The 21,231-nt window shown below is 72.5% G+C and carries 19 protein-coding genes and 1 tRNA gene; 6 read left to right on the top strand and 14 right to left on the bottom strand.

From position 1 onward, the window contains the following. Window positions 1-2 precede the first annotated feature (2 nt). The 5 genes from O7629_RS31575 to mca all read right to left on the bottom strand — a co-directional run bounded on the left by O7629_RS31575 (window position 3) and on the right by mca (window position 6,799). Window positions 3-2,054: a thioredoxin domain-containing protein gene (locus tag O7629_RS31575; protein ID WP_278173905.1), complete on the bottom strand. Its 2,052-nt coding sequence runs from the start codon at window positions 2,052-2,054 to the stop codon at window positions 3-5. Window positions 2,055-2,135: 81 nt separating this feature from the next. After that, a complete protein-coding gene (locus O7629_RS31570) occupies window positions 2,136-2,738 on the bottom strand; it encodes an HAD-IA family hydrolase (protein WP_278173904.1) in 603 nt (200 codons plus the stop codon). After that, on the bottom strand, window positions 2,735-5,335 hold the full coding sequence (locus O7629_RS31565) for a bifunctional diguanylate cyclase/phosphodiesterase (protein ID WP_278173903.1): 2,601 nt from the start codon (window positions 5,333-5,335) through the stop codon (window positions 2,735-2,737). Before O7629_RS31565 ends, O7629_RS31570 begins: the two co-directional genes overlap by 4 nt. 270 nt (window positions 5,336-5,605) lie before the next feature. Next, a complete protein-coding gene (locus O7629_RS31560; RefSeq protein ID WP_278173902.1) occupies window positions 5,606-5,863 on the bottom strand; it encodes a hypothetical protein in 258 nt (85 codons plus the stop codon). Between the two features lie 51 nt (window positions 5,864-5,914). Further along, window positions 5,915-6,799 (bottom strand): mycothiol conjugate amidase Mca, encoded by an 885-nt coding sequence (mca, locus tag O7629_RS31555; RefSeq protein WP_278173901.1) that lies wholly within the window; start codon window positions 6,797-6,799, stop codon window positions 5,915-5,917. 128 nt (window positions 6,800-6,927) lie between these two features. Here mca and O7629_RS31550 point away from each other — a divergent pair, with 128 nt between their 5' ends. Then, entirely contained in the window at window positions 6,928-7,362 is a 435-nt protein-coding gene (locus O7629_RS31550; RefSeq protein WP_278173900.1) for a DUF4307 domain-containing protein, read from the top strand. Between the two features lie 154 nt (window positions 7,363-7,516). Next, window positions 7,517-8,017 carry a transcription elongation factor GreA gene (gene greA, locus O7629_RS31545; RefSeq protein ID WP_278173899.1) on the top strand — a complete coding sequence of 167 codons (501 nt, stop codon included), beginning with the start codon at window positions 7,517-7,519 and terminating at the stop codon, window positions 8,015-8,017. A 62-nt stretch (window positions 8,018-8,079) separates the two neighbouring features. On the opposite strand, the gene ilvA is transcribed toward greA, so the two are convergent. The 3 genes from ilvA to O7629_RS31530 all read right to left on the bottom strand — a co-directional run bounded on the left by ilvA (window position 8,080) and on the right by O7629_RS31530 (window position 11,948). Then, a complete protein-coding gene (gene ilvA / locus O7629_RS31540) occupies window positions 8,080-9,300 on the bottom strand; it encodes a threonine ammonia-lyase (protein ID WP_278173898.1) in 1,221 nt (406 codons plus the stop codon). After that, window positions 9,297-10,688, bottom strand: a complete 1,392-nt coding sequence (locus tag O7629_RS31535; RefSeq protein WP_278173897.1) for an amidase family protein — start codon at window positions 10,686-10,688, stop codon at window positions 9,297-9,299. The genes ilvA and O7629_RS31535 overlap by 4 nt, the downstream gene beginning before the upstream one ends. 117 nt (window positions 10,689-10,805) lie before the next feature. After that, complete coding sequence (locus O7629_RS31530; RefSeq protein WP_278173896.1) at window positions 10,806-11,948, bottom strand: cystathionine gamma-synthase; 1,143 nt, start codon at window positions 11,946-11,948, stop codon at window positions 10,806-10,808. A gap of 136 nt (window positions 11,949-12,084) precedes the next feature. On the opposite strand from O7629_RS31530, the gene msrA reads away from it, so the two are divergent. After that, on the top strand, window positions 12,085-12,741 hold the full coding sequence (msrA, locus tag O7629_RS31525) for a peptide-methionine (S)-S-oxide reductase MsrA (protein ID WP_278173895.1): 657 nt from the start codon (window positions 12,085-12,087) through the stop codon (window positions 12,739-12,741). 50 nt (window positions 12,742-12,791) lie between these two features. Here msrA and O7629_RS31520 read toward each other — a convergent pair whose 3' ends face one another. Next, the gene (locus tag O7629_RS31520) at window positions 12,792-13,859 is read right to left on the bottom strand and encodes a helix-turn-helix transcriptional regulator (protein ID WP_278173894.1); all 1,068 of its coding nucleotides are present in this window, start codon (window positions 13,857-13,859) and stop codon (window positions 12,792-12,794) included. Window positions 13,860-14,667: 808 nt separating this feature from the next. Here O7629_RS31520 and O7629_RS31515 point away from each other — a divergent pair. Beyond that, window positions 14,668-15,222 (top strand): GNAT family N-acetyltransferase, encoded by a 555-nt coding sequence (locus O7629_RS31515; protein ID WP_278173893.1) that lies wholly within the window; start codon window positions 14,668-14,670, stop codon window positions 15,220-15,222. Window positions 15,223-15,582: 360 nt separating this feature from the next. Here O7629_RS31515 and O7629_RS31510 read toward each other — a convergent pair whose 3' ends face one another. Beyond that, window positions 15,583-16,959, bottom strand: coding sequence for a cystathionine beta-synthase (locus O7629_RS31510; RefSeq protein WP_278173892.1), 1,377 nt, complete (start codon window positions 16,957-16,959; stop codon window positions 15,583-15,585). 120 nt (window positions 16,960-17,079) lie between these two features. Continuing rightward, window positions 17,080-17,436 carry a YkvA family protein gene (locus O7629_RS31505; RefSeq protein ID WP_278173891.1) on the bottom strand — a complete coding sequence of 119 codons (357 nt, stop codon included), beginning with the start codon at window positions 17,434-17,436 and terminating at the stop codon, window positions 17,080-17,082. Between the two features lie 287 nt (window positions 17,437-17,723). On the opposite strand from O7629_RS31505, the gene O7629_RS31500 reads away from it, so the two are divergent. Continuing rightward, window positions 17,724-18,803 (top strand): SGNH/GDSL hydrolase family protein, encoded by a 1,080-nt coding sequence (locus O7629_RS31500; RefSeq protein ID WP_347403706.1) that lies wholly within the window; start codon window positions 17,724-17,726, stop codon window positions 18,801-18,803. 68 nt (window positions 18,804-18,871) lie between these two features. Beyond that, the gene (locus tag O7629_RS31495) at window positions 18,872-19,651 is read left to right on the top strand and encodes an SGNH/GDSL hydrolase family protein (protein WP_278174776.1); all 780 of its coding nucleotides are present in this window, start codon (window positions 18,872-18,874) and stop codon (window positions 19,649-19,651) included. Between the two features lie 79 nt (window positions 19,652-19,730). Here O7629_RS31495 and O7629_RS31490 read toward each other — a convergent pair whose 3' ends face one another. From O7629_RS31490 to O7629_RS31480, 3 genes are all read right to left on the bottom strand, one after another. Next, complete coding sequence (locus tag O7629_RS31490; RefSeq protein WP_278173890.1) at window positions 19,731-20,048, bottom strand: hypothetical protein; 318 nt, start codon at window positions 20,046-20,048, stop codon at window positions 19,731-19,733. A 69-nt stretch (window positions 20,049-20,117) separates the two neighbouring features. Next, window positions 20,118-20,939 carry a Bax inhibitor-1/YccA family protein gene (locus O7629_RS31485; protein WP_278173889.1) on the bottom strand — a complete coding sequence of 274 codons (822 nt, stop codon included), beginning with the start codon at window positions 20,937-20,939 and terminating at the stop codon, window positions 20,118-20,120. A 179-nt stretch (window positions 20,940-21,118) separates the two neighbouring features. Next, window positions 21,119-21,199, bottom strand: a tRNA-Leu gene (locus tag O7629_RS31480). Between the last annotated feature and the right edge of the window lie 32 nt (window positions 21,200-21,231).

The raw sequence follows: 21,231 nt of genomic DNA, 5'->3' as shown, positions 1-21,231 counted from the left end.
GCCTAACCCAGCTGCGCGACCAGGTCCGCGACGGAGGTGACCGGCCGGTCGCAGACGAAGCCCCGGCAGACGTACGCGGTCGACGCCCCGCCGATCATCGGCCGGTCCGCCAGCAGCGGTACGCCGGCCTGGTCGGGACGGCCGGCCACCACCACCGCACCGGGCGGCGCGTGCCGCCGCGCCGCCCGTAGCAGCGGGTCACCGGTCGGGTCCTCGGTGACCACGGCGATCTCGTACGGACCGGACAGCAGCGCCTCGCCGACGGCGGCGGCGTAGCCGGTGAACCGGGCATGCCGGGCGACCACCGGCGCGACGGTGGCCAGCGCGGCCTCGGCGGCGGCCCGGTACTGCGGGGCGCCACGCAGCGCCGCGTACCCGGTGAGCGCGGCGGCGGTGGCCGACAGCCCGGACGCGGTGGCGTTGTCGGTCGGGTCCGCCGGCCGGGCGACCAGCTGTTCGGCGTCGTCGGCGGTGTCGTAGAAGCCGCCGTTGTCGGCGGCGAACCGGGCCAACGCGACGTCCAGCAGCTCACCGGCGAGGTCCAGCCATCGGCGTTCCCCGGTGAGCTGGTGCAGCGAGCAGAACGCCTCGGCGAGGCAGCCGTAGTCCTCCAGCACCCCGTCTGGCGCGCCGACCAGACCGTCCCGGGAGACCCGGCGCAGCCGCCCGCCGACCAGGTGGGTACGGGCCAGATGCGCCCCGGTCGCAACCGCCAACTCGGTGGCCAGCTCGACGTCGCCGTCGGTGCCGGCCGCGGCACCGGCCAGGGTATCGGCACCGGCCAGGGCGTCGGCACCAGTCAGGGCGTCGGCGGCGGTGGCGAACTCGACCAGTGCGGTGACGGCCAGGCCGTTCCAGGCGGTCACCACCTTGTCGTCGCGGGCCGGCTGCGGCCGGCCGGCACGGGCCCGGCGCAGCGCCGCCCGGATCCGGTCCAGCTGCTGCGGTGGCGTGTCGTCGACGTCACGGGCCAGCCGCAGCACGCTGGTGCCGTGTTCGAAGCTGCCGTCGCCGGTCACCCCGTACAGGTCGGCCGCCCACCGGCCGTCGGCCTCGCCGAGGACCTCGATCAGCTGCTGCGGAGTCCACACGTAGGTGGCGCCTTCGACCCCGCCGGTGTCGGCGTCCAACGCGGAGGCGAAGCCACCACCGGGTACGGCGAGCGCCTCGGCGAGGAAGCGGACCGTCTCCCGGGCGATCCGACCGGCCATCCGGTCGCCGGTGAGCCGCCACAGCAGCGTGTAGACCCGCAGCAGCAGCGCGTTGTCGTAGAGCATCTTCTCGAAGTGCGGCACCGTCCAGGTGCCGTCCACCGCGTACCGGGCGAAGCCCCCGGCGAGTTGGTCGTAGATGCCGCCCCGGGCCATCGCCTCGCAGGTGTGCTGGACGATCTCCAGGCTGTCGGCGGCGCCGGTGCGTTGATGATGCCGCAGCAGGAAGAGCAGGCTGAGATGCGGGGGGAACTTCGGTGCCCCGCCGAACCCGCCGTGCGTCGGGTCGTACTCCTTGCCCAGCGTCGCCGCGGCGGCGTCGAGCAGGTCGGCGGTCAACGGCGTGGTCGCCCCGCCGACCGCCTGCGCGCCGCCGACCGCCTCGGCTACCGCGGCCCCCTGGCGCAGCACGGCGTCGCGCTGGTCGCGCCAGGCGGCACCGACCGAGTGGAGCAGCCGGACGAAGTTCGCCTGCGGGAAGTAGGTCCCGCAGAAGAACGGGGTGCCGTCGGCGGTGGCGAACACGGTCATCGGCCAGCCGCCCTGACCGGTCATCGCCTGGGTCGCGGCCAGGTAGACCGCGTCCACGTCGGGGCGTTCCTCCCGGTCCACTTTGATCGCGACGAAGTTGTCGTTGATCAACTGCCCGACCGCGTCGTCCTCGAACGACTCGTGCGCCATCACATGGCACCAGTGGCAGGCCGCGTACCCGACCGAGATCAGCACCGGCACGTCCCGGCGGCGGGCCTCGTCGAACGCCTCCGGGCACCACGGCCACCAGTCGACCGGGTTGTCGGCATGCTGCTGCAGGTACGGGCTGGTCGCCTCACCGAGCCGGTTCACGCTGGGTCGCTCCTCGGGGTCGTGGCACGACTCCGACGGTGTGGGGTCGCACGTTCCGACCATAGCCAGTCGGTGGGCGGCTCACCGCCGGGTCGGCACCGGAACGTCCGGGTATCGCAGCGCGGTGAGGCCCGCCTCGGCGGCGGCCTGGACGTTCTCCGGGCGGTCGTCGACGAAGGTGACCCGGTCGGCAGGCGCGCCGAGCCGGTGCAGCAGCGCCGCGAAGATCGCCGGATCGGGTTTGGTCAACGCCAGCCGGCAGCTGAACAGCCGGTGGTGGAACACCGCCGCCCAGTCGGCCGAGTCGATCGCCGTGGCGATGGACTCGGGGGCGTTGGACAGCAGCGCCAGGCCGTGTCCGTCGGCGGCAAGGCCGGTGACGAGTTCGACGGTACGCGGATTCAGCTGCGACCAGCTGGCGATGTCGGCCCGGTCCAGTTCGGCCACGAGCGGATCGTCGGCGGACAGCGGCCGACCGACCACGTGGCTCCAGTAGCGGTCGGCCGGCCAGCCGGCGTCGTAGGCGTCCCGGTGCCGCCAGTACCCCTCGTCGAAGGTGGCCTGCGGCAGGCCGGCCAGCTGGGCCATGGCGGCCACCGCAGCCGACGGCTGCGGCAGCGAGATGACCTGGCCGTAGTCGAAGACCAGCCAGTCCCGGACGGCACCGCTGGGCCCGCCGGTCACGACGCACCGTCCGCGCGCAGCGGGTAGATCTGGGCCTGCGCGGAGTCCGCCAGGGACCGGAGCACCGCGAGCACCTTGTCGGCGGGCATCGGCTTGAAGAAGTGGTAGCCCTGGGCGGCGGCGCAGCCGAGGGCAGCCAGGGTGGCCCGCTGGTCGGCGGTCTCCACCCCCTCGGCGACCACCCGCAGGCCCATCTCCCGGCCCAGCCGGACGGTGTGTCGCACGATGGCGGCGTCGCGTGGCGAGTCGGCCATCCGGACCACGAAGGACCGGTCGACCTTCAACTCGTCGACGGTGACCCGGGTCAGGAAGGCCAGCGAGGAGAACCCCGTGCCGAAGTCGTCGACGGCGAGCTGGACGCCCATCTCCCGGAGGCTGGCCAGCACCTCGTCGATGATCTCCAACTCGCTCATCACCACCGTCTCGGTGATCTCCAGCACCAACCGGTGGGCCGGGACCTGGTGGCGGCGCAGCAGCTCGCCGATCTCGGCCGGCAACTGCGGGTCGAGCAGGCTCCGGGCCGAGATGTTGACCGAGATCGGTACGTCGATGCCGTGCGCCGCCCACTCGGCGGCGGCCGACAACGCCCGGTCGACGACGTACCGGGTGAACGGGGCGAGCAGTTCACTGCCCTCGACCGCTCTGACGAAGTGGACCGGGGTGAGCCGGCCGCGGCGCGGATGCCGCCACCGGATCAGCGCCTCCACCCCGGTCGGCCCGCCGGTGGCGAGGTCGACCGCCGGTTGCAGGGCCAGTTCGAGCTGGTCGTCGACGTCCAGCGCGGCGCGCAGTTCGGCCAGTAGTGCCAACTGGTCGGTGTTGGCGGCGTCCTTCGCGCTGTCGTAGCCGGCGACGCTACCGCCGATCGCCTTCGCCTGGCTCATCGCGATGTTCGCCCGGCGGAGCAGTTCGTTCATGTCGGCGGTGCCGGCACCGGCGACCACCACGCCGAGTGCGCCTTCGACCGACATCCGCACGCCGGCGACCTCGGTCGGCTCGGCCAGCATCGCGGTTATCTCGCGGGCCCGGCGCATCGCCACCCCGGTCGGCGAGGTCCGCTCGACGCAACCGGCCGCCGCCGGGCTCAGCGAGGTCAGGAGCAGGGCGAACTCGTCGTTGCCGAGTCGGCCGAGCAGCTCGCCGGGGCGGAGTCGGTCGCTGAGCCGCCGAGCGGCGGACTGCAGCAGCTCGTCGCCGGCGGCGTTGCCCAGGGTGTCGTTGACCTCTTTGAAGCCCTTGATGTCGAGCAGCAGCAGAGCGACCGGATGATCGTGCTCCAGCCGGTGCAGAGCGGCGTCCCCCTTGGTGAGCAGCGCCGCCCGGTTGAGCAGCTCGGTCACCGGATCGTGCATCGACCGGTGCATGGTCCGGTCGGTGAGGTGGCGCAGTGCCCGCTCGGTCGCCGCGTCGTGCAGGGCTGCGGCGAGCGCGTCACCGAAGGCGGAGAGCGCGTTGCGGTCCCGGGACCTCGGCATGGTGCTGGCCGGCAGGTGGATCCGCAGCTCACCGACGCCGGTCCGGCCGACCGTGAGCGGGTGGACGAGCATCTGGTCGGTGGCGTCGTCCGCAGCATCGTCCGCGACGTCCTCAGCCGCCGCGACGGGGTCGACGGGATCGGCCGGCGGCTCCGATCGGCGCAACCCGCCGTCGGCGTCGCCGACGTAGCGCCACAGCCTGCCGTCGACCTGCCGCACGTCGATCTCGACCCGCTCGGCACCGAACAGGGCCAGCCCGCCGGCGACCCCGGCACCGACGACGGCCGGCTCGTCGAGCTGGTTGAGCGCCCGGGTCGCCCGGGCGAACTCCTGCCAGGCCCGACGCTCGTCCTCAACCCGCAGCCGGTGGCCGTAGGTCTGCTGCAGCAGCCACAGCACCGGGGGCAGCAGCAGCAGCCAACGCGGATCGTGACCGAGCATCCCGACCGTGACCAGCCCGACCAGGACGTTGCCGACGAACATCAGCAGCTTGTTGCGCAGCGCGTGCAGCAGGGTGGCACCGAACGGCCGGCCGTGCCGCAGTGACAGGGCGACCGTGGCGAGGGCGGCGGTGATCAGCAGATAGACCAGCCCGCCGAGGAGCATGGCGGCGGCGAGCAGTGGGGTGAGCTGCTGGGCGTACGGGTCGGCGACCGCCCGGGCGGCGACGCCGGCCGCCGCGACGGCGACGGTCAACGACGCGGTGACCCGGAGGATCTCCGGCACGGTACGGGGCTCGGAGAAGATCGACAGCAGGGTCCAGGCGATGCCCACGCCGACTGCGGCGGCGGCCGGCAGCCAGCCGGCCGGGAGGACGTAGAGCCCGACGATGAGGGCGGCCTCGCCCCAGGTGAAGCTGACCGTGCCGGTTCCGATGCGGAACCGCAGTCGGGCGAGTTGCGCGACGCCGAGCAGCGCCGCGACGATCGCGAATCCGGCCGGGGGCGGGAGCGCCGACGTCTGCGGGGCCGACCCGGTGAGCAGCCCGATGGCGATGGTGGCGACGGCGGCCACACCGACGGCGACGGTGAAGACGGGCAGCCGCCACTGGCCCCCGCCGTCCAGGGTTTCGGTCGTCGCCTGGTCCGCGGTCGCAGCCGGTTCCGGCCGCGCCGGCGTCACGGGTCACTCCCGGTGACCGCCGGGCCGTGGACCGACGCCCGGCGCGGACGACCGACCATGATGAGCATCCCTCGCGTCCGTTCCGTACGACCAGGGACGACAGCTGTGCGATCCATGGTCGCCCCTTTCCGCGCGCGGTCGGAGGAACTGAAGGTCCCCGGCGGAAGGCTAAGCCAAAGCCGATTCCGGCAACAGGGGCCACTGGGCCGGTTTACCGGCGGAGGCCCACTGGAGGGGAGAAAAGTCCCTGGTGAGAGCGCATGCAAGCGCTTACAAAGGGGATCCGGGACGCGAGTCGCCTTCTGTCGGATCAAGGACATTGCGTTCGGCCGCCGCCGACCCGCTGCCCGGCGCCGCGTCGTCGAACCGCTCGGGCAGCCGACGCAGCCGGGCGTTCATGTTCCTGATCAGAAACACCGTCGCGGCGGCGAGCACCAGGAGCAGGAACAGCCCCATCGGCCCGGCCAGACCACCGCTGCGGGTGTCCCCGAAGTTGTTCACCGCCAGGACATGGACAGCACTCAGCACGATCGGACCCCTCTGCGTCGCTGACGTCGACTACACGTTACGCCCGGCGGATCAGGAGTGGCCGAGCCCCTCGCGAATCCCGGCAAACAGGTCGGATTCCGGCTTCGGGCTATCGACGAACGACCGGACCAACTCGAAATCCTCGGTCGGCCAGGCCTGCCGCTGCACCTCCATCGGCACCTGGAACCAGAAGCCGTCCGGATCGACCTGGGTGGCGTGCGCGCGCAGCGCGTCGTCGCGGACCGGGAAGTAGTCGGCGCAGTCGACCCGGGTGGTGATCCGGTCGCCCTTGTCCGGGCGCTCCTCCCACCGGTCCATCCACTCCTGGTACGGCGACTCCCGACCGATCGCGAGCATCCCCTCGTGCAGCGCGAGAATCCGCGCCTTGGTGAAGCTCATGCAGTAGTACAGCTTCAACGGCTGCCACGGCTCGCCACCGACACCCGGGTAGCGGGCCGGGTCACCGGCCGCCTCGAACGCGGCGACGCTCACCCGGTTGCACATGATGTGGTCCGGGTGCGGATAACCGCCGTCCTCGTCGTAGGTGGTCACCACGTGCGGACGGAACTCCCGCATCAACCGCACCAACGGCCCGGCCGCCTCCTCCAGCGGCTCCAGGGCGAAACACCCGTCCGGCAGCGGCGGCAGCGGATCGCCCTCGGGCAGACCCGAGTCGACGAAACCCAACCAGGCCTGCTCGACGCCGAGGATCGCCCGGGCGGCGTCCATCTCGGCCCGGCGGATCTCGGCGATGTTCTCCCACACGTCCGGCCGGTCGAGTTTCGGGTTCAGCACACTGCCCCGCTCCCCGCCGGTGCAGGTCACCACCAGCACCTGGGCACCTTCCGCGACGTACCGAGCCATCGTCGCGGCACCCTTGCTGGACTCGTCGTCAGGATGGGCGTGCACCGCCATCAGACGCAGTTGCTCAGCCAACGAAAACGCTCCCTCATCCCGTGCCTGACATCCCCTGCCGGCGGCGTCCGGGCCCGGCTGCGACAATGGGGCCCGTCGACCATTCTCGCCGACCCCACCGACACGTCCGCCAAGGAGTTCCGTCCCGGGTGACCGACACGTCCGCCACAACCGCACCGACCGCCGCCATGTTCCCACCCGGGCGGTACGGACGACGACGCGCGCCCCGAGCGCGCCGGCCGTGGCTCGTCGCGCTGCTCACGGCGGTGGCGGTGCTGGTCGGGACGGCGATCGCCGGCCGGCTCTACACGCTCTACGGCGACCCGCTGCACCAGCCCGAGGTGATCACCTACACCGAGGCCACCGAGGACGGGATCACCATCGACTTCGCCGTCACGGTGCCCCCCGGCGGTGCGACGACCTGCCTGGTCAGGGCCCGGTCGCGGGACGGGGCGGAGGTGGGCCGGTCCGAGGTGACCGTCCGGGCCGAACCGGGCGAACGACACGTCCGCACCACGTACCGGCTGGCCACCGAACGGGTCGCGTTCCTGGGCGAGGTGCCACGTTGCCGACCCGCCGACTGACCAGCCGACCGTGACCCTCGCCACACCCGCCGAGGCGGGTGGCGATCCGGCGGCCGGCACACCCGGGCCGTTGCAACCCCGGCACCTCGGTGCGGATCGCTGGTACGTTGGTAGTTCGACCTCGACCGCCCGCAAGCCCACAAGGAGATCGTCTGTGTCCACGACCGACCGCGAGGCGCCCACCACCTGGCTGTCCCAGGACGCTTACGACCGGCTCCAGGCCGAGCTCAACGAGCTGATCGCCGGACGGACGGCGATGGCCGCCGAGATCAATGCCCGTCGGGAGGAAGGCGACCTGCGGGAGAACGGCGGCTACCATGCCGCCCGCGAGGAGCAGGGCAAGCAGGAGGCCCGGATCCGCTACCTGCAGGAGCTGCTGCGTACCGCCAAGGTCGGCGAGGCACCGGACGCGGACAGCGTCGCGCCCGGCACGGTCGTCACGATCCACTTTGACGACGACCCCGCCGACACCGAGACCTTCCTGCTCGGCTCCCGGGAGATCTCCTCGACGACCGAGCTGACCGTCTACAGCCCGGAGTCCGCGCTCGGTCAGGCCATCCTGGGCAGCCGACAGGGTCAGACGGTGACCTACACCGCGCCGAGCGGCGCGGACATCAAGGTCACTGTCGACAAGTTCGAGCCCTTCGCCGGCTGAGTTGCGGCCGCCGCAGCGGCGGTGGGTCCGTCAGCAGCGGTGGGCCAGTCAGCGAGGGCGGGTCAGTCAGCGGCGGCGAACGCCACCTGGTAGCCGCGATCACGGAGCACCTCGACCAGCTCGGTCGAGTGCTCCGGGCCGCGGGTCTCTACCGACAGGCCGACCTGGACCTCACCCAACCGCAGATGCGGGTTGCGCCGCTGATGATCGACGTCGACCACGTTCGCCCGCTGCTCGGCGATCAGCGCCAGCAGCGCGGCCAGCTCACCGGGCCGGTCGCCGCACCGTACGGTGAACCGCAGGTACCGGCCGGCGGCGGCCAGGCCGTACTCGATCACCCGCAACAGCAGCAACGGGTCGATGTTGCCGCCGGAGAGCACCGCGACCGTCGGGGTGGCCGGCCGCACCGCGCCGGACAACAGCGCCGCCACCGCGGCCGAGCCGGCCGGTTCGACCACCTGCTTGCCCCGCTCCAGCAGCATCAGCAGCGCCCGCGACAGGTCCTCCTCGGAGACCGTCACGATCTCGTCGACCAACTTGCTGACGTGCGCGAACGTCAGGTCACCGGGGCGTCCCACGGCGATGCCGTCGGCGATCGTACGGTAGTCGGCCAACCGCACCGGGGCACCGGCGGCCAGCGACGGCGGGTACGCGGCCGCGCGGTCCGCCTGCACGCCGATCACCCGTACGTCCGGGCGCAGTGCCTTGACCGCCACCGCGATTCCGGAGATCAACCCACCGCCACCCACCGAAGTGACGATGGTGGTGACCTCCGGGCACTGCTCCAGGATCTCCAGCGCCACGGTGCCCTGACCGGCGATGACGTCCGGATGGTCGAACGGGTGGATCAGCACCGCACCGGTCCGGTCGGCGAACTCCCGGGCCGCGTCCAGCGCCTCGTCCACGGTGGTGCCGGCGAACTCGACCTCGGCACCGTACCCTCTGGTCGCGGTGACCTTCGGCAACGGAGCGCCGGTCGGCATGAACACCGTCGCGCCGATGTCCAGCAGCCCGGCGGCGAGCGCCACGCCCTGGGCGTGGTTGCCGGCGCTGGCCGCGACCACCCCGCGCCGGCGCTGCTGCTCGGTCAGCCGGGAGATCCGCAGGTACGCGCCGCGTACCTTGTAGGAGCCAGCCCGCTGCAGGTTCTCGCACTTCAACCAGACCGGCCCGCCGAGCAGGGCGGTCAACGGGCGGGACGGCTCCAGCGGAGTCACCCGTACCACGTCCGCCAGGACGTCCCGGGCGGCGAGGACGTCCGGCAGTCCGACCAGTTCCGTCATACCGGGCTGTCCACTCTCGGCCACGACGGGGCGTGCCGGGGCCACGATGCCATCATCTCCAGCTGGCCGGCCACCGCGAGCAGCAGCAGCTCCGAGCCGGGCGGCCCGACCAGCTGGACCCCGACCGGCAAGCCGTCCGGGCGCAGCCCGGCCGGCGCCACCAACGCGGGCAGTCCGGCCATGTTCCACGGCGCGGCGTACGGGGCGTACCGAACACAGCTCCACATGTTCGCCGTCCAGGACCGGCGCGCCCAGCTGGTCGCGGCCGGCGGGGTACCGGCCAGCGCCGGCGTCAGCAGCACGTCGGCGCGCTGGTCGGTGAAGAACCCGGTCATCCGGTCCCGCCAGGCGGTGCGGTCGGCTTCCCGGACGTACCCGCGCCGTTGTGCCCACCGGCCGAGCGCGACGTGCCGACGGGTCCGTGGTTGCAGTTCCCGGCCGCCGGCCCGGCCGGCGGCGGCGTCCTCGGCCGCGGCGGCGAACCAGGTGGACAGTCCCCGCAGCCCCAGCGAGGCCGGATAGGGCAGCTCGGTGCCGACCACGTCGTGCCCGGCCTCGGTGAGCCGGCGCGACGTCGCCGCCACCGCGTCCCGGTTGGCCGCATCTGCCCGCAGCCCGGCCACCGGCGAGGTGAGCGAGACCGCCACCCGCAGCCGGCCCGGCTGGACCAGTTTCTCCGGTCGCCGGCCAGCGAGCACCGCGAAGCCGGTCGCGGCGTCCGCCACGCAGGTCGTCAGGATGCCGTGCTCGGTGAGGCCGAACCAGTCCTCGGTGCCGAGCTGTCGCGGAACCACGTCGCGGCCCGGTTTGAGCCCGAGCAGGCCGCAGCAGGCAGCCGGGATCCGGATCGAGCCGAATCCGTCGTTGCCGTGTGCGATCGGCACCATGCCGCTGGCCACCGCAGCCGCCGCGCCACCAGAGGAACCGCCCGGGGTACGCGACAGCTGCCAGGGGTTGCGGCTGGTCGCCGTGGCGTCGTCGGTGGTCGCCCAGAGCCCGAGCTCCGGCATCCGGGTGACCCCGACGACGACCGCGCCGGCACCGCGCATCCGGCGGACGATCTCGTGGTCGTGTTCGGCGACCGGGGTCCGCGCGGCGGCCGATCCGCGCCAGGTCGGCAGCCCGGCGACCGGGGTGTTCTCCTTGATCGCCACCGGCACCCCGGCCAGCGGCAGGTTCGCCAGGTCCTCCTGCTCGTCGACCTTCTCCGCTTCGACGATGGCCTCGCCGCCACGGACCGCTCGGAAGGCGGACAGCTCCGGGTCGGCCCGGGCGATGTGGTCGAGATGGTCGGCAACGACCCGGGTCGCCGAGGTGTCACCCCGGCGTACGGCCCGGGCGATCTGCCGGGCGGTGGTCCCGACCCAGGTCGGTACGATGTCGTGCACGGCACCTCCAGGCAGCCGGTACGCGGTTCGCGTCGCTGTGCGGACCCGTCGCCGGACCCGCCCGGGTGTCGGGCCGGCCCGGAGTGGGCCCGCCCGTCGGATCTCGCCGACGGATCCTCAGCCGAGCGCCTGATCCAGGTCGGCCAGCAGGTCGTCCACGGTTTCGATTCCGACAGACAGTCGCACGAGATCGCCGGGGACTTCAAGAGGCGAGCCGGCGGCGCTCGCGTGGGTCATCCGTCCAGGATGTTCGATCAACGATTCGACCCCGCCGAGCGATTCGGCGAGTACGAACAGTCGGGCCCGGTTGCAGATCCGCACCGCTTCCGCCGCACCGCCGGCTGCCCGGAACGAGACCATCCCACCGAACCGGCGCATCTGCTTGGCCGCTGTCTCGTGGCCGGGGTGGTCGCGGTGTCCGGGATAGAGCACCTGGCGTACCGCCGGGTGGTGGTCGAGGAATTCGACGATCCGCTCGGCGTTGTCGCAGTGCCGTTCCATCCGTACGCCCAGGGTCTTGATCCCGCGCAGGGTGAGCCAGGCGTCGAAGGGTCCGTTGACCGCGCCCATGGCGTTCTGGTGGAAGGCCAGCTCGGCGCCGAGCTCCGGATCGTCGGTGACCAGCGCGCCGCCGACCACGTCGGAGTGTCCACCGAGATATTTGGTGGTGGAGTGGACCACCACGTCGGCGCCGAGCGCCAGCGGCTGCTGCAGGTACGGCGAGGCGAAGGTGTTGTCCACCACGAGCCGCGCCGCGACGTCACGGGCCAGGGCGGCCAGCCCGGCGATGTCGGCGATGCCGAGCAGCGGGTTCGTCGGGGTTTCCGCCCAGATCATCCGGGTACGACCGGGTTGTACCGCTGCCCGGACCGCGTCGACGTCGGAGATCCGCGCGGCGGTCCAGGCCAGTCCCCAACGCTCGGCGACCTTGGCGAACAGGCGGAACGTGCCGCCGTACGCGTCGTCCGGAATGATCACGTGGTCGCCGGGCCGGCAGACGGTACGCAGCAGCGTGTCCTCAGCCGCCAGACCACTGGCGAAGGCGAGCCCGACCCGGCCCCCCTCGATCGCGGCCAGGCATTCCTGCAGTGCGTCCCGGGTCGGGTTGGCCGACCGGCTGTACTCGTACCCGGCCCGGGGCGCGCCCACCTCGTCCTGGGCGTACGTGCTGGTCTGGTAGATCGGCGGCACGACCGCTCCGGTCCGAGCCTCCGGCTCCTGCCCGGCGTGGATGGCGACCGTGTCGAACCCGTATGTCATGGCACGAGGCTAGGCCATCGGTCCGAGCGCCACCGCCGGTGGGACGGATGCCCGCCCGACCTGCGGGTACCCCGGCGGGAACGAGCTGGCCCCCACCGGTGTTGTCCGAGAGGCCACGAACGAGAGGAGTCGCACGGTGTTCCTGCGACCGATGAAAGCGAATCTGCCCGAACCGGGGCAGGCCCTGCCCGGCCGGGACCGGCCGATGCCGGTGGCGGACCGGCACGCGGTGCTCGGTACGCCGCTGACCGGCCCGTGGCCGGCCGGTACCCGGGTGGCGGTCTTCGGGATGGGCTGCTTCTGGGGGGCCGAACGGCTGTTCTGGCGACTGCCCGGGGTCGTGTCGACCTCGGTCGGGTACGCCGGCGGCGAGACGCCGAACCCCACGTACGAGGAGGTGTGCTCCGGCGGGACGGGGCACGCCGAGGTCGTCCAGGTGGTTTACGACCCGGCCCGGATCGGCTACGCCGACCTGCTGAAGGTGTTCTGGGAGAACCACGACCCGACGCAGGGCATGCGCCAGGGCAACGACGTCGGTACGCAGTACCGGTCGACGATCTACACCACCGATGCCGAGCAGGCGACCGAGGCCGCCGAGTCCCGGGCCGCGTTCGCTCCGGTGGTGGCCGCGGCCGGCCGGGACGGGATCACCACGGAGATCCGGCCGCTCGGCGAGTACTACTACGCCGAGGGCTACCACCAGCAGTACCTGCACAAGAATCCGGGCGGCTACTGCAACCACGGGCCGAACGGGATGACCTGCCCGGTGGGCGTCGCGCGCAGCGCCGACTGACCCGGAACCGGCCCGTCGCCGATACCGACCTGGAAGCTGGCCGTCGCCGATCAGGCGGCGGCCCGCTCCACCTCCCGCAGCATCAACCGCAGCGACTGGCTGTGCTTGGCCGATGGCAGACTCGCCAGCGCCGACCGGGCGTACCGCAGCCCTTCGACGCGGTCACCCGACTTGACCAGCATCAGCCCACGGTGCAGCTCGATGTGGGTGGCGAACCGGGCCAGGCTGGCCGGCCGGGTCCGGTCCGCCCACTCCTGGGCGTCGACCGCAGCCGGGTCGCCGAGGCGGGCGAGCAGCATGCTGGTGAAGGTCGCCATCCGCCACTCGGGCACGGCGAAGTCGGAGATCTGCTCGGCGGAGCAGGTCTGGTCGAAGACCCGGCGGGCCGCGTCCAGATGCGCCAGCGCGGCGGTACGGTCGCCACGGACGCCAGCGACGTGCGCCTTGGCCATCAACGCGTTGAGCCGCCCGAGCGACGGTCGGTCGGTCAACGTGAGGGCCTGGTCGGCCAGGTCCTGCGCGACCGCGAGGGCGGCACCCTCGTAGCCGAGGGCGAGCGCGGCGCGGCCCCGGACCCAGACCCGCACGCTCCGGTCGCCGCTGCGGTCCGCGCTGACCGCGGCCAACCGGTACCACCGGACGGCCTCCTGCGCCTCCCCGGTGGTCTTGCCGTAGACGCTGAGGAAGCGGGCGGCCAGTCCCCACATCACCGGGGACCCGAGTTGCTGCTGCAGCACGACGAGGTCGCTGGCGAGCCGGTCCTGCAGCTCACCGGCTCCGACGGACATGTAGTCGCGCCCGAGATTGCCGGCCCGCTCCTGCCACTGTTCCTCGGCCGCCGGGTCGCCGAGCGCCGCAGTGAAGCCGCGGTGGATCAACTCGGAGACGGCGGCCGGTGCCACCACCGCGGCGGCGAGCCCGGTGATCAGGCCCCGACGTTGCATATGGTCCCCCAAGACCTGCTCGTAGGCGGTCACCACGTCGGCCGTCGCTGTCCGCCGCCCCGCCTCGACGTTCGACAGATGACCCTTGCTGAAGTGGCTCAGCGCGGCCATTTTCGCCAGGCTGACACCAGCGGATTCCCGGGCCTTCCTCAGGGTCTCACCCGTATCGCTCATATTCCGCCTGCCCACCTGTATTGAAGACCTGCTGAAAACCCAACGCGCTTTTCCTGACCTTCGACTGCCCGTGACGCTATTGGTCAGAGGCCGCGGGGATGGCGCGTGGACGCGTTGGACCGAACCTCCACCGACTCGGCGTAACGGCCCGCCGACCTCGCGGCCCATCGACCAGCATGCCAGCGACAGGCCACCATGTACACCAACGTTCTAGGGGTAGGTACACCATCCGGCAAAGACGATGGCAGATGTCAGCCGTGCTGGACAAGTCCGAGCAGACTTCATCCGATCTCCAGTGGCGCGATACCCGAGGCCAGACGAGACTAAGACCTTAATCAATCATTGTCATTAACCACTCAAAGTAAGGGCAAAGTAACTATTCGTCACCTTCGGGTGGTGGGCCAGCCGGGTGCGACCGGCCGCCGGTTCCACCGACCGGACTGGCCCGCGAGCCGCGCCGACGGTCGACGCCGGCACCCCGACCGAGCGGTCCACGCCGGCACCCCGGCCAGGCGGTCCACGCCGGCACCCCGGTCTGCGACAAAAATCGTTGCCGGCGGCCGTAGCCGCCGGCTAGCGTGGCCGTACACGGGAAAGGAGGTGGTCCAGCGTTGTATAGCTATAGGACTCGTGAGGTGGCTGCCCGCTAGCCGCTGTCCTTGACAGCTCCGATCGTCGAGACCGTGTGGCAGCGGTGCGGCGAATCCACGACAGCCACCCGACCCCCGGGGTGCCGGCCCAGTCCAGCCGGCCCGCGTCGAAGACGCGGAAGCCCCGGGGGTCGTTTCATGCCGGTAGGCTCGGCCGGGTGGCGGTCACCCTGCGCACGGCCATCCTCGACGACATCGCCTCGGTCGGTCACCTGCACCACCGGTCCCGGCGCAGCGCGTACCAGGGCATGGTGCCGGATGCCGCGCTGGACACCTACGGGGCGGACGCCGCGGCGCGGTGGTGGGTCGAGCGGTGGAGCCACGAACGTGACACGCACCGGCTGACGGTCGCCGAACACCAGGGGCGGCTGATCGGGTTCACCTACGTCGGGCCACACGAGGACGGCGAGCCGGCCACCGGTGAGCTGTACGCGATCCACGTCGATCCCGGGCACCAGGGCCGCGGCGTCGGCCGGGCGTTGATCCGCGACGCGCTCGGCACGATGCGCGAGCGCCGGTGCCGTCGCGCGGTGCTCTGGGTGTACGCGGCCAACCACCGGGCCCGAGACTTCTACGAAGCGGGCGGCTGGCGCCCGGACGGGGTCGGCCGGGACGGCTGGCTCGGGCCGGTGCCGACTCCGCAGTTGCGCTACGCGCTCGACCTCACGGTCGCCGCAGCTGAGCCGGCGACACCGACCGCCGCACAGGGCTGAGCGCCACAGGTCTGAGCGTCACAGGTCTGACCGCCGCGCCGCCGCACAGGGCTTGACGGCCGGGCGAGAGTACGGGACCGCTGCTGCGGGGGTTCCGTCCAGCCCCGCACTCTCGCCCGGCACTGCCCGCCCTAACCGGGGGAAAACGCCTGGCCGAAGGCGCTCAACCGGCGGAGGCGTGCCGGTTGATCGGCGTGGGCGGGCAACAGTGCGGGACCCCGGGATGCTGGCGGGCGCCCAGGGTCACCGCGGTGGTGAAGCACCATGGTCGCCTGCCCCGGTGGCGAACCGTGCCGGGGCAGCGCTTCCATGGCCCTAGTCAACCCCAGCTACCAGCGATCAACCGGACACACTGTGCGACTATCGGCCGGACTTTCCCAGGTGTGCCAGCAGGTCCTGACGGGTGATCACCCCACGTGGTTTGCCGTCGACCAGCACCAGAGCGGCGTCGGTGCCGGCCAGCAGCGCCACCGCCTCGCGTACCGGCTGGCCACCGCCCACCATGGGCAGCGGCTGCGCCATGTGCCGCTCGATCGTGTCGTGCAGCTGCGCCTTGCCGCTGAACAGCGCGTCCAGCAGATCCCGTTCGGCGATCGACCCGGCCACCTCGCCGGTCACCACCGGCGGCTCCGCCTTGAGCACCGGCAGCTGCGAGATGCCGTACTCGCGCATGTAGTCGACCGCGTCGCGGATCGTCTCGGTCGGGTGCACGTGCACCAGCTCCGGCAGGCCGCCCGGCTTCGCCGCCAGCACGTCACCGACGGTTGGTTCAGCCGCCTCGACCCCCAGGAACCCGTACCGGGCCATCCACTCGTCGTTGAAGATCTTCGACAGGTAGCCGCGTCCGCCGTCCGGCAGCAGCACCACCACCACGTCGTCCGGCCCGGCCCGGCGGGCCACCCGCAGCGCCGCCGCGACGGCCATCCCGCACGAGCCACCGACCAGCAACCCTTCCTCCCGGGCCAGCCGGCGGGTCAACTCGAACGATTCCTGGTCGGAGACCTCCACGATCTCGTCACAGACCGACCGGTCGTAGGTCTGCGGCCAGAAGTCCTCCCCCACCCCTTCGACCAGGTACGGCCGCCCTGAACCGCCGGAGTAGACCGAGCCTTCCGGGTCGGCGCCGACCACCCGCACCGCGCCGCCGGACACCTCCTTCAGGTAGCGGCCCACCCCGGAGATCGTCCCGCCGGTGCCCACCCCGGCGACGAAATGGGTGATCCGTCCCTCGGTCTGTGTCCACAGCTCCGGCCCGGTGGCCTCGTAGTGCGACTGCGGATTCGCCGGGTTCGCGTACTGGTCCGGCTTCCACGCGCCGGGGATCTCCGCCGCCAGTCGGTCGGACACCTGGTAGTACGAGCGGGGGTCCTCCGGCGCGACCGCCGTCGGGCAGACGACCACCTCGGCACCGTACGCCCGGAGCACGTTCTGCTTGTCCTCGCTGACCTTGTCGGGGCAGACGAAGACACACGAATAGCCGCGCAGCTGCGCGACCAGCGCCAGACCGACGCCGGTGTTTCCACTGGTCGGCTCGACGATCGTGCCACCGGGACGGAGCAGCCCGGCCTGTTCGGCGGCCTCGACCATCCGCAGCGCGATCCGGTCCTTCACCGAGCCGCCCGGGTTGAAGTACTCGACCTTGGCCAGCACCGTCGCGGAGATCCCCGCGGTGACGTTGCGCAGCCGCACCAGCGGGGTGTCGCCGATGAGATCGACAACGCTGTCGTGGTAACGCACCTCGTTGTGCCCTTCTGCTGACGCCGGCGAGGCGCCATCGTCGGGTTGAGGTCGTCAGCCGACAACAGCCCGCTGCCGGCGGTGGAGTATGTCGGGGTCAGCCTACTGGTGCACGGCCGGTCAGCCGACCACCTGACCGGGCACCACCGACTCGCGCCGGGCCTCCCAGTCCAGGAAGCGTTCGGTCTCGGCGAGCACGCTGCCAGCGAGCCAGGTCACCACGAGCGCGTCGTCGACGATGCCGAGCATCAGCAGCATCGCCTCCGGCACCAGGTCGAACGGGGACGCGACGTAGGCCACGGCCGCGGTCATCAACGCCAGCCGCAGGCCGCCGTCGTACTCGCCGCGCATCGTGGCCCGGATCATCCGGGGCAGCGCCGCCAGCCGCCGCCCCAGTGAGGGACCACCGCGGGCGCCTGCGGTCAGCGCCCGCCCCAGCGCCGCGAACGCCGCCGCCCGCTTGAGTGTCCTGGCCATCGCGGCCACCTCCTCGTCACCGGGCCTGCCGGATGTATGTGTGCCCACCGGCCGCCGACCGTACTCCGGTCGTCGACCCGTGGTGCCCTGCCCTCCATGATGCCCGGGATCGGCAACTGTCGCCGGACACGCGTCCCCAGGCCGGTGGACCCCGGCCAGAATCGGGCTGAGCCCGGTACCGCGGGCCGAGATAATCTCGAAGGACCTAGCACGACGGCAGCAGCGGATCGCAGTCGGGGGGCGCGATGGGCACGGGTGGCGCGGGGACACGTCCGACCGACTGGACCGTGGCTACGCGGGCCGTCCGGCTGGCGGCGTTCGGAGCAGGTGCCGCCGCAGCGGCCGCGGTGGCCACCGCCGGCACCCTCTACGGGCAGGCCAAGCAGGCCCGGCGGATCATCCCGCTGGCCGAGGCGCCGCCGCCACGCGGCGACGGGGTGTACGGTTCCCGGCTGCCCGGACCGCCGCTGACCCTGGTGGTGCTCGGCGACTCGTCGGCCGCCGGCTACGGCGTGCACCGCCCCCGGGAGACCCCCGGCGCGCTGCTGGCCACCGGCATCTCCCGCCGGCAGCGGCGACCGGTCCGGCTGCACCGGCTGGCGGTGGTGGGTGCCCGGTCGGTCGGCCTGGTCCCGCAGGTGGAGGCGGCGCTGGAGCTGCGGCCGGACCTCGCGGTCATCCTGATCGGCGGCAACGACGTCACCCACCGCACCCCGCCCGAGGTCGCGGTCGGGCACCTCGTCGACGCGGTACGGCAACTGCGCGCGGCCGGGGCCGAGGTGGTCGTCGGCACCTGCCCGGATCTGGGCGCGATCAAGCCGATCAAACCGCCGCTACGTTGGCTGGCCCGTCGGTGGAGCCGACAACTCGCCGCGGCGCAGACCGTCGCGGTGGTCGAGGCCGGCGGTTGGACGGTCTCCCTCGGCGACCTGCTCGGTCCACGGTTCGCCGCCGAACCAGGCCGGCTCTACTCCTGGGACCGGTTCCACCCCTCGGCAGAGGGGTACGCCATGGCCGCCGCCGTCCTGCTGCCGGCGGCACTCGGCGCGCTCGGTGCCAGCACCGCCTCGCGTGGTGGCGTCGCCGGCCGGGAGAAGGTGCGGACGCTGCCCCAGGCCGCGCACGAGGCCGTCCGCCACGCCGGCACCGAGGTCCGCGGCACCCGGGTGGCCGGCCGGGAACGCGGTCCGGCCGGCCGCTGGGCCCGGCTGCGACGTCGGCCGAGGTTCGCCGGCCGATCCTGGCAGACCGCCGCGCTCAACTGGTTGTTCGGTCCGCCGGGCGGCGATCGGGACGGCGACCACCGCAAGTCGGCCGTATCCTCCGATCAGCGGGTGGGCCTGTCCACCGCCGGACCGCAGGACTGAGCCGTGCGCGACCGCAACCGTACCGACGGAAGGTGACCGCCGTGACGTCGAGAAACATCGCTGTACGGATGGGCCAGGTCACCGCCGCCGCGGTCGTCGCCGGCGCGGTGGGCAGCGCCGCGCTGCTGGTCGGGGAGGCGGTGCTGGCCCGTCACCGCCGGTACGCCCAGCCGGAGCTGGGCCTGGCCGTACGGGTGGCGCTCGGTCCGGCCGGCGGCGCGCCGCTGCGGCTGGTGCTGCTCGGCGACTCGGTGACCCTCGGAGTGGGAGTGGACCGGGTGGCCGACACGGTCGGCGGCCAGTTGGCCCGGCTACTCGCCGAGCACGAGGGCGGTTCGGCGGTCACCGGGCGTCGGGTCCTGCTGTCCAGCGTCGGTGTGGCCGGTTCCCGCTCACGGGACCTGGCCACCCAGGTCGCCCGGGCGCTGCTGGGCGAACGACCGGACGTCGCGGTCGTTCTGATCGGCACCAACGACGCGGCCGCGCTGCGTCGGCCCGGCGAGTCGGCGGTTCATCTCGCCGCAGCGGTACGTCGGCTACGTGGCGCCGGGACCGAGGTGGTGGTCGGCACCTGCCCGGATCTCGGCGCCGCCCGGGCGATCGCGCCGCCGCTGCGTCAGCTCGCCGGGCTGCTCGGGCGACGGACCGCCCGGGCCCAGGCCCGCGCCGGCCGGGACGCCGGCGCCAGGGTGGTCGACCTGGCCGGCGAGACCGGGGCGGTGTTCCGTGCCGACCCCAACACCTACTGCCATGACGGCTACCACCCGTCGGCCGACGGGTACCGGATCTGGGCGCACGCGCTGCTTCCGGCGGTACTCGCGGCGGCGAACACCGCCCCGCACCGCTGACCCACCGCGTACCACTGACCGCACCGGCCCGGGCCGGTCGGCGGCCGACGGGGCCGTTGCCGGTGGCCCCGGTGGCGGGTCAGAGCGTTTCGAGCCGGCCGCGCAGCCGCTGCGCGGCAACCGCCGCCGATTCGAGCACCGCGGGGTCGGGTGCCGCCCGGATCAGGTCGGCGGCGACCACCCGCAACTGGTCGGGCAGCGCGGTGTCCCGGCTCAGCCGGGGTACCTGCCGGCCGGGCCGCCCTTCGGCGGCCGCGCCCAAGTCGGCAAGGTACTGCACCAGGTCATGGAACTCGTCCGCTCGGTGGCCGTCACCCGCCGCCCATCGGGGCTGTTCCCAGTGGGCCACCTGCCGGACCAGGAGGTCGACCAGGCGGGTCAGGTGCGCTGCGGCCACCGCCGCAGTCTAGTGCCGGCGGACGACAGCCGCGCCGCGCCGACAGTGCGGCGCGGCGCGGACGGACGGTCAGTCGTCGCCCTGCAAGAAGCTGAGCAGGCGCAGGATCTCGATGTAGAGCCAGATCAGGCTGACCAGGATGCCGAACGCCGCAGTCCAGGAGTAGCGCTGCGGCAGGCCGAGCCGGACGCCCTCCTCGACCTCGTGGAAGCTCAACACGAAGCTCAGCGAGGCGACCACGATGCAGATGAGGCTGAAGATGATGGCGACCGGACCGCCGCTACGCAGCCCGGTGTCGACGCCGAAGAGCGACAACACCAGGTTGATCATCATGACCGCGAAGACACCGACCATCGCGGCGATCAGGCCACGGGTGAACTTCGGAGTGGCCCGGATGACCTTCATCTTGTAGAGGGCGGCCATCAGGAAGAAGACGCCGAAGGTGGCTACCACCGCCTGCAGGACGATGCCCTGATAGCCGGCGACCACCTCGAAGAACTTGCTGACCAGGCCGACGAAGACACCCTCGACGACGGCGTAGGTGACCACCAGCGCCGGGTTCGCGACCCGGGAGAACGAGATGACCAGCCCCAGTACCAGACCGACGATCGCGGCGCCGATCCAGGCGCCGAACAGCAGCGAGTCGGGGACCAGGATCCAGGCCGCCGCCGCCGACAGCCCGGTGATGCCGAGCAGGGTGACGGTCTTGACGACGACGTCGTCGACCGTCATCGGCGCGACGGTGGGTGGCGCGGCCGGGTAACCGGCCTGCGTCGGATATGGCTGCCCGGTGCCGGGCTGCCCGTAGGGACCGGCAGGGGCGTACCCGGTGGCCCGCTCCCGCTCGGCCGCCTGGCCGAGCCGGGCCAGGACCGGGTTGGATGTCTTCACTGTCCAGCCTCCCTCAGGGGGTTGTCACACGATGGTGTGAGGTCAAGGGTAGACGGCTCGATCGACGCTGTGCAGGACCGCCGGTCACCGGCGGACTGGGTCCGGTGGAACGGGCGGACTCCGGCCGGTGGCACTGGGCCTCGAACGGCACCAGGGGGGCGCCAGGGGACACCGCGAGGTACCCGGGGCGGGAATCGAACCCGCACGCTTTTCAGCAGCCGCTTTTAAGGCAGCCGTGTCTGCCATTCCACCACCCGGGCCGGCGGGTCGGCCGGGCTGCGCCCGGTCGGAC

Origin of the sequence: Solwaraspora sp. WMMD792 (genome assembly GCF_029626105.1) — a bacterium.
In the GTDB taxonomy this organism is placed as follows: domain Bacteria; phylum Actinomycetota; class Actinomycetes; order Mycobacteriales; family Micromonosporaceae; genus Micromonospora_E.
The sequence above is the reverse complement of the archived record's forward strand: the minus strand, read 5'-3'. Positions and strand labels throughout refer to the sequence as shown.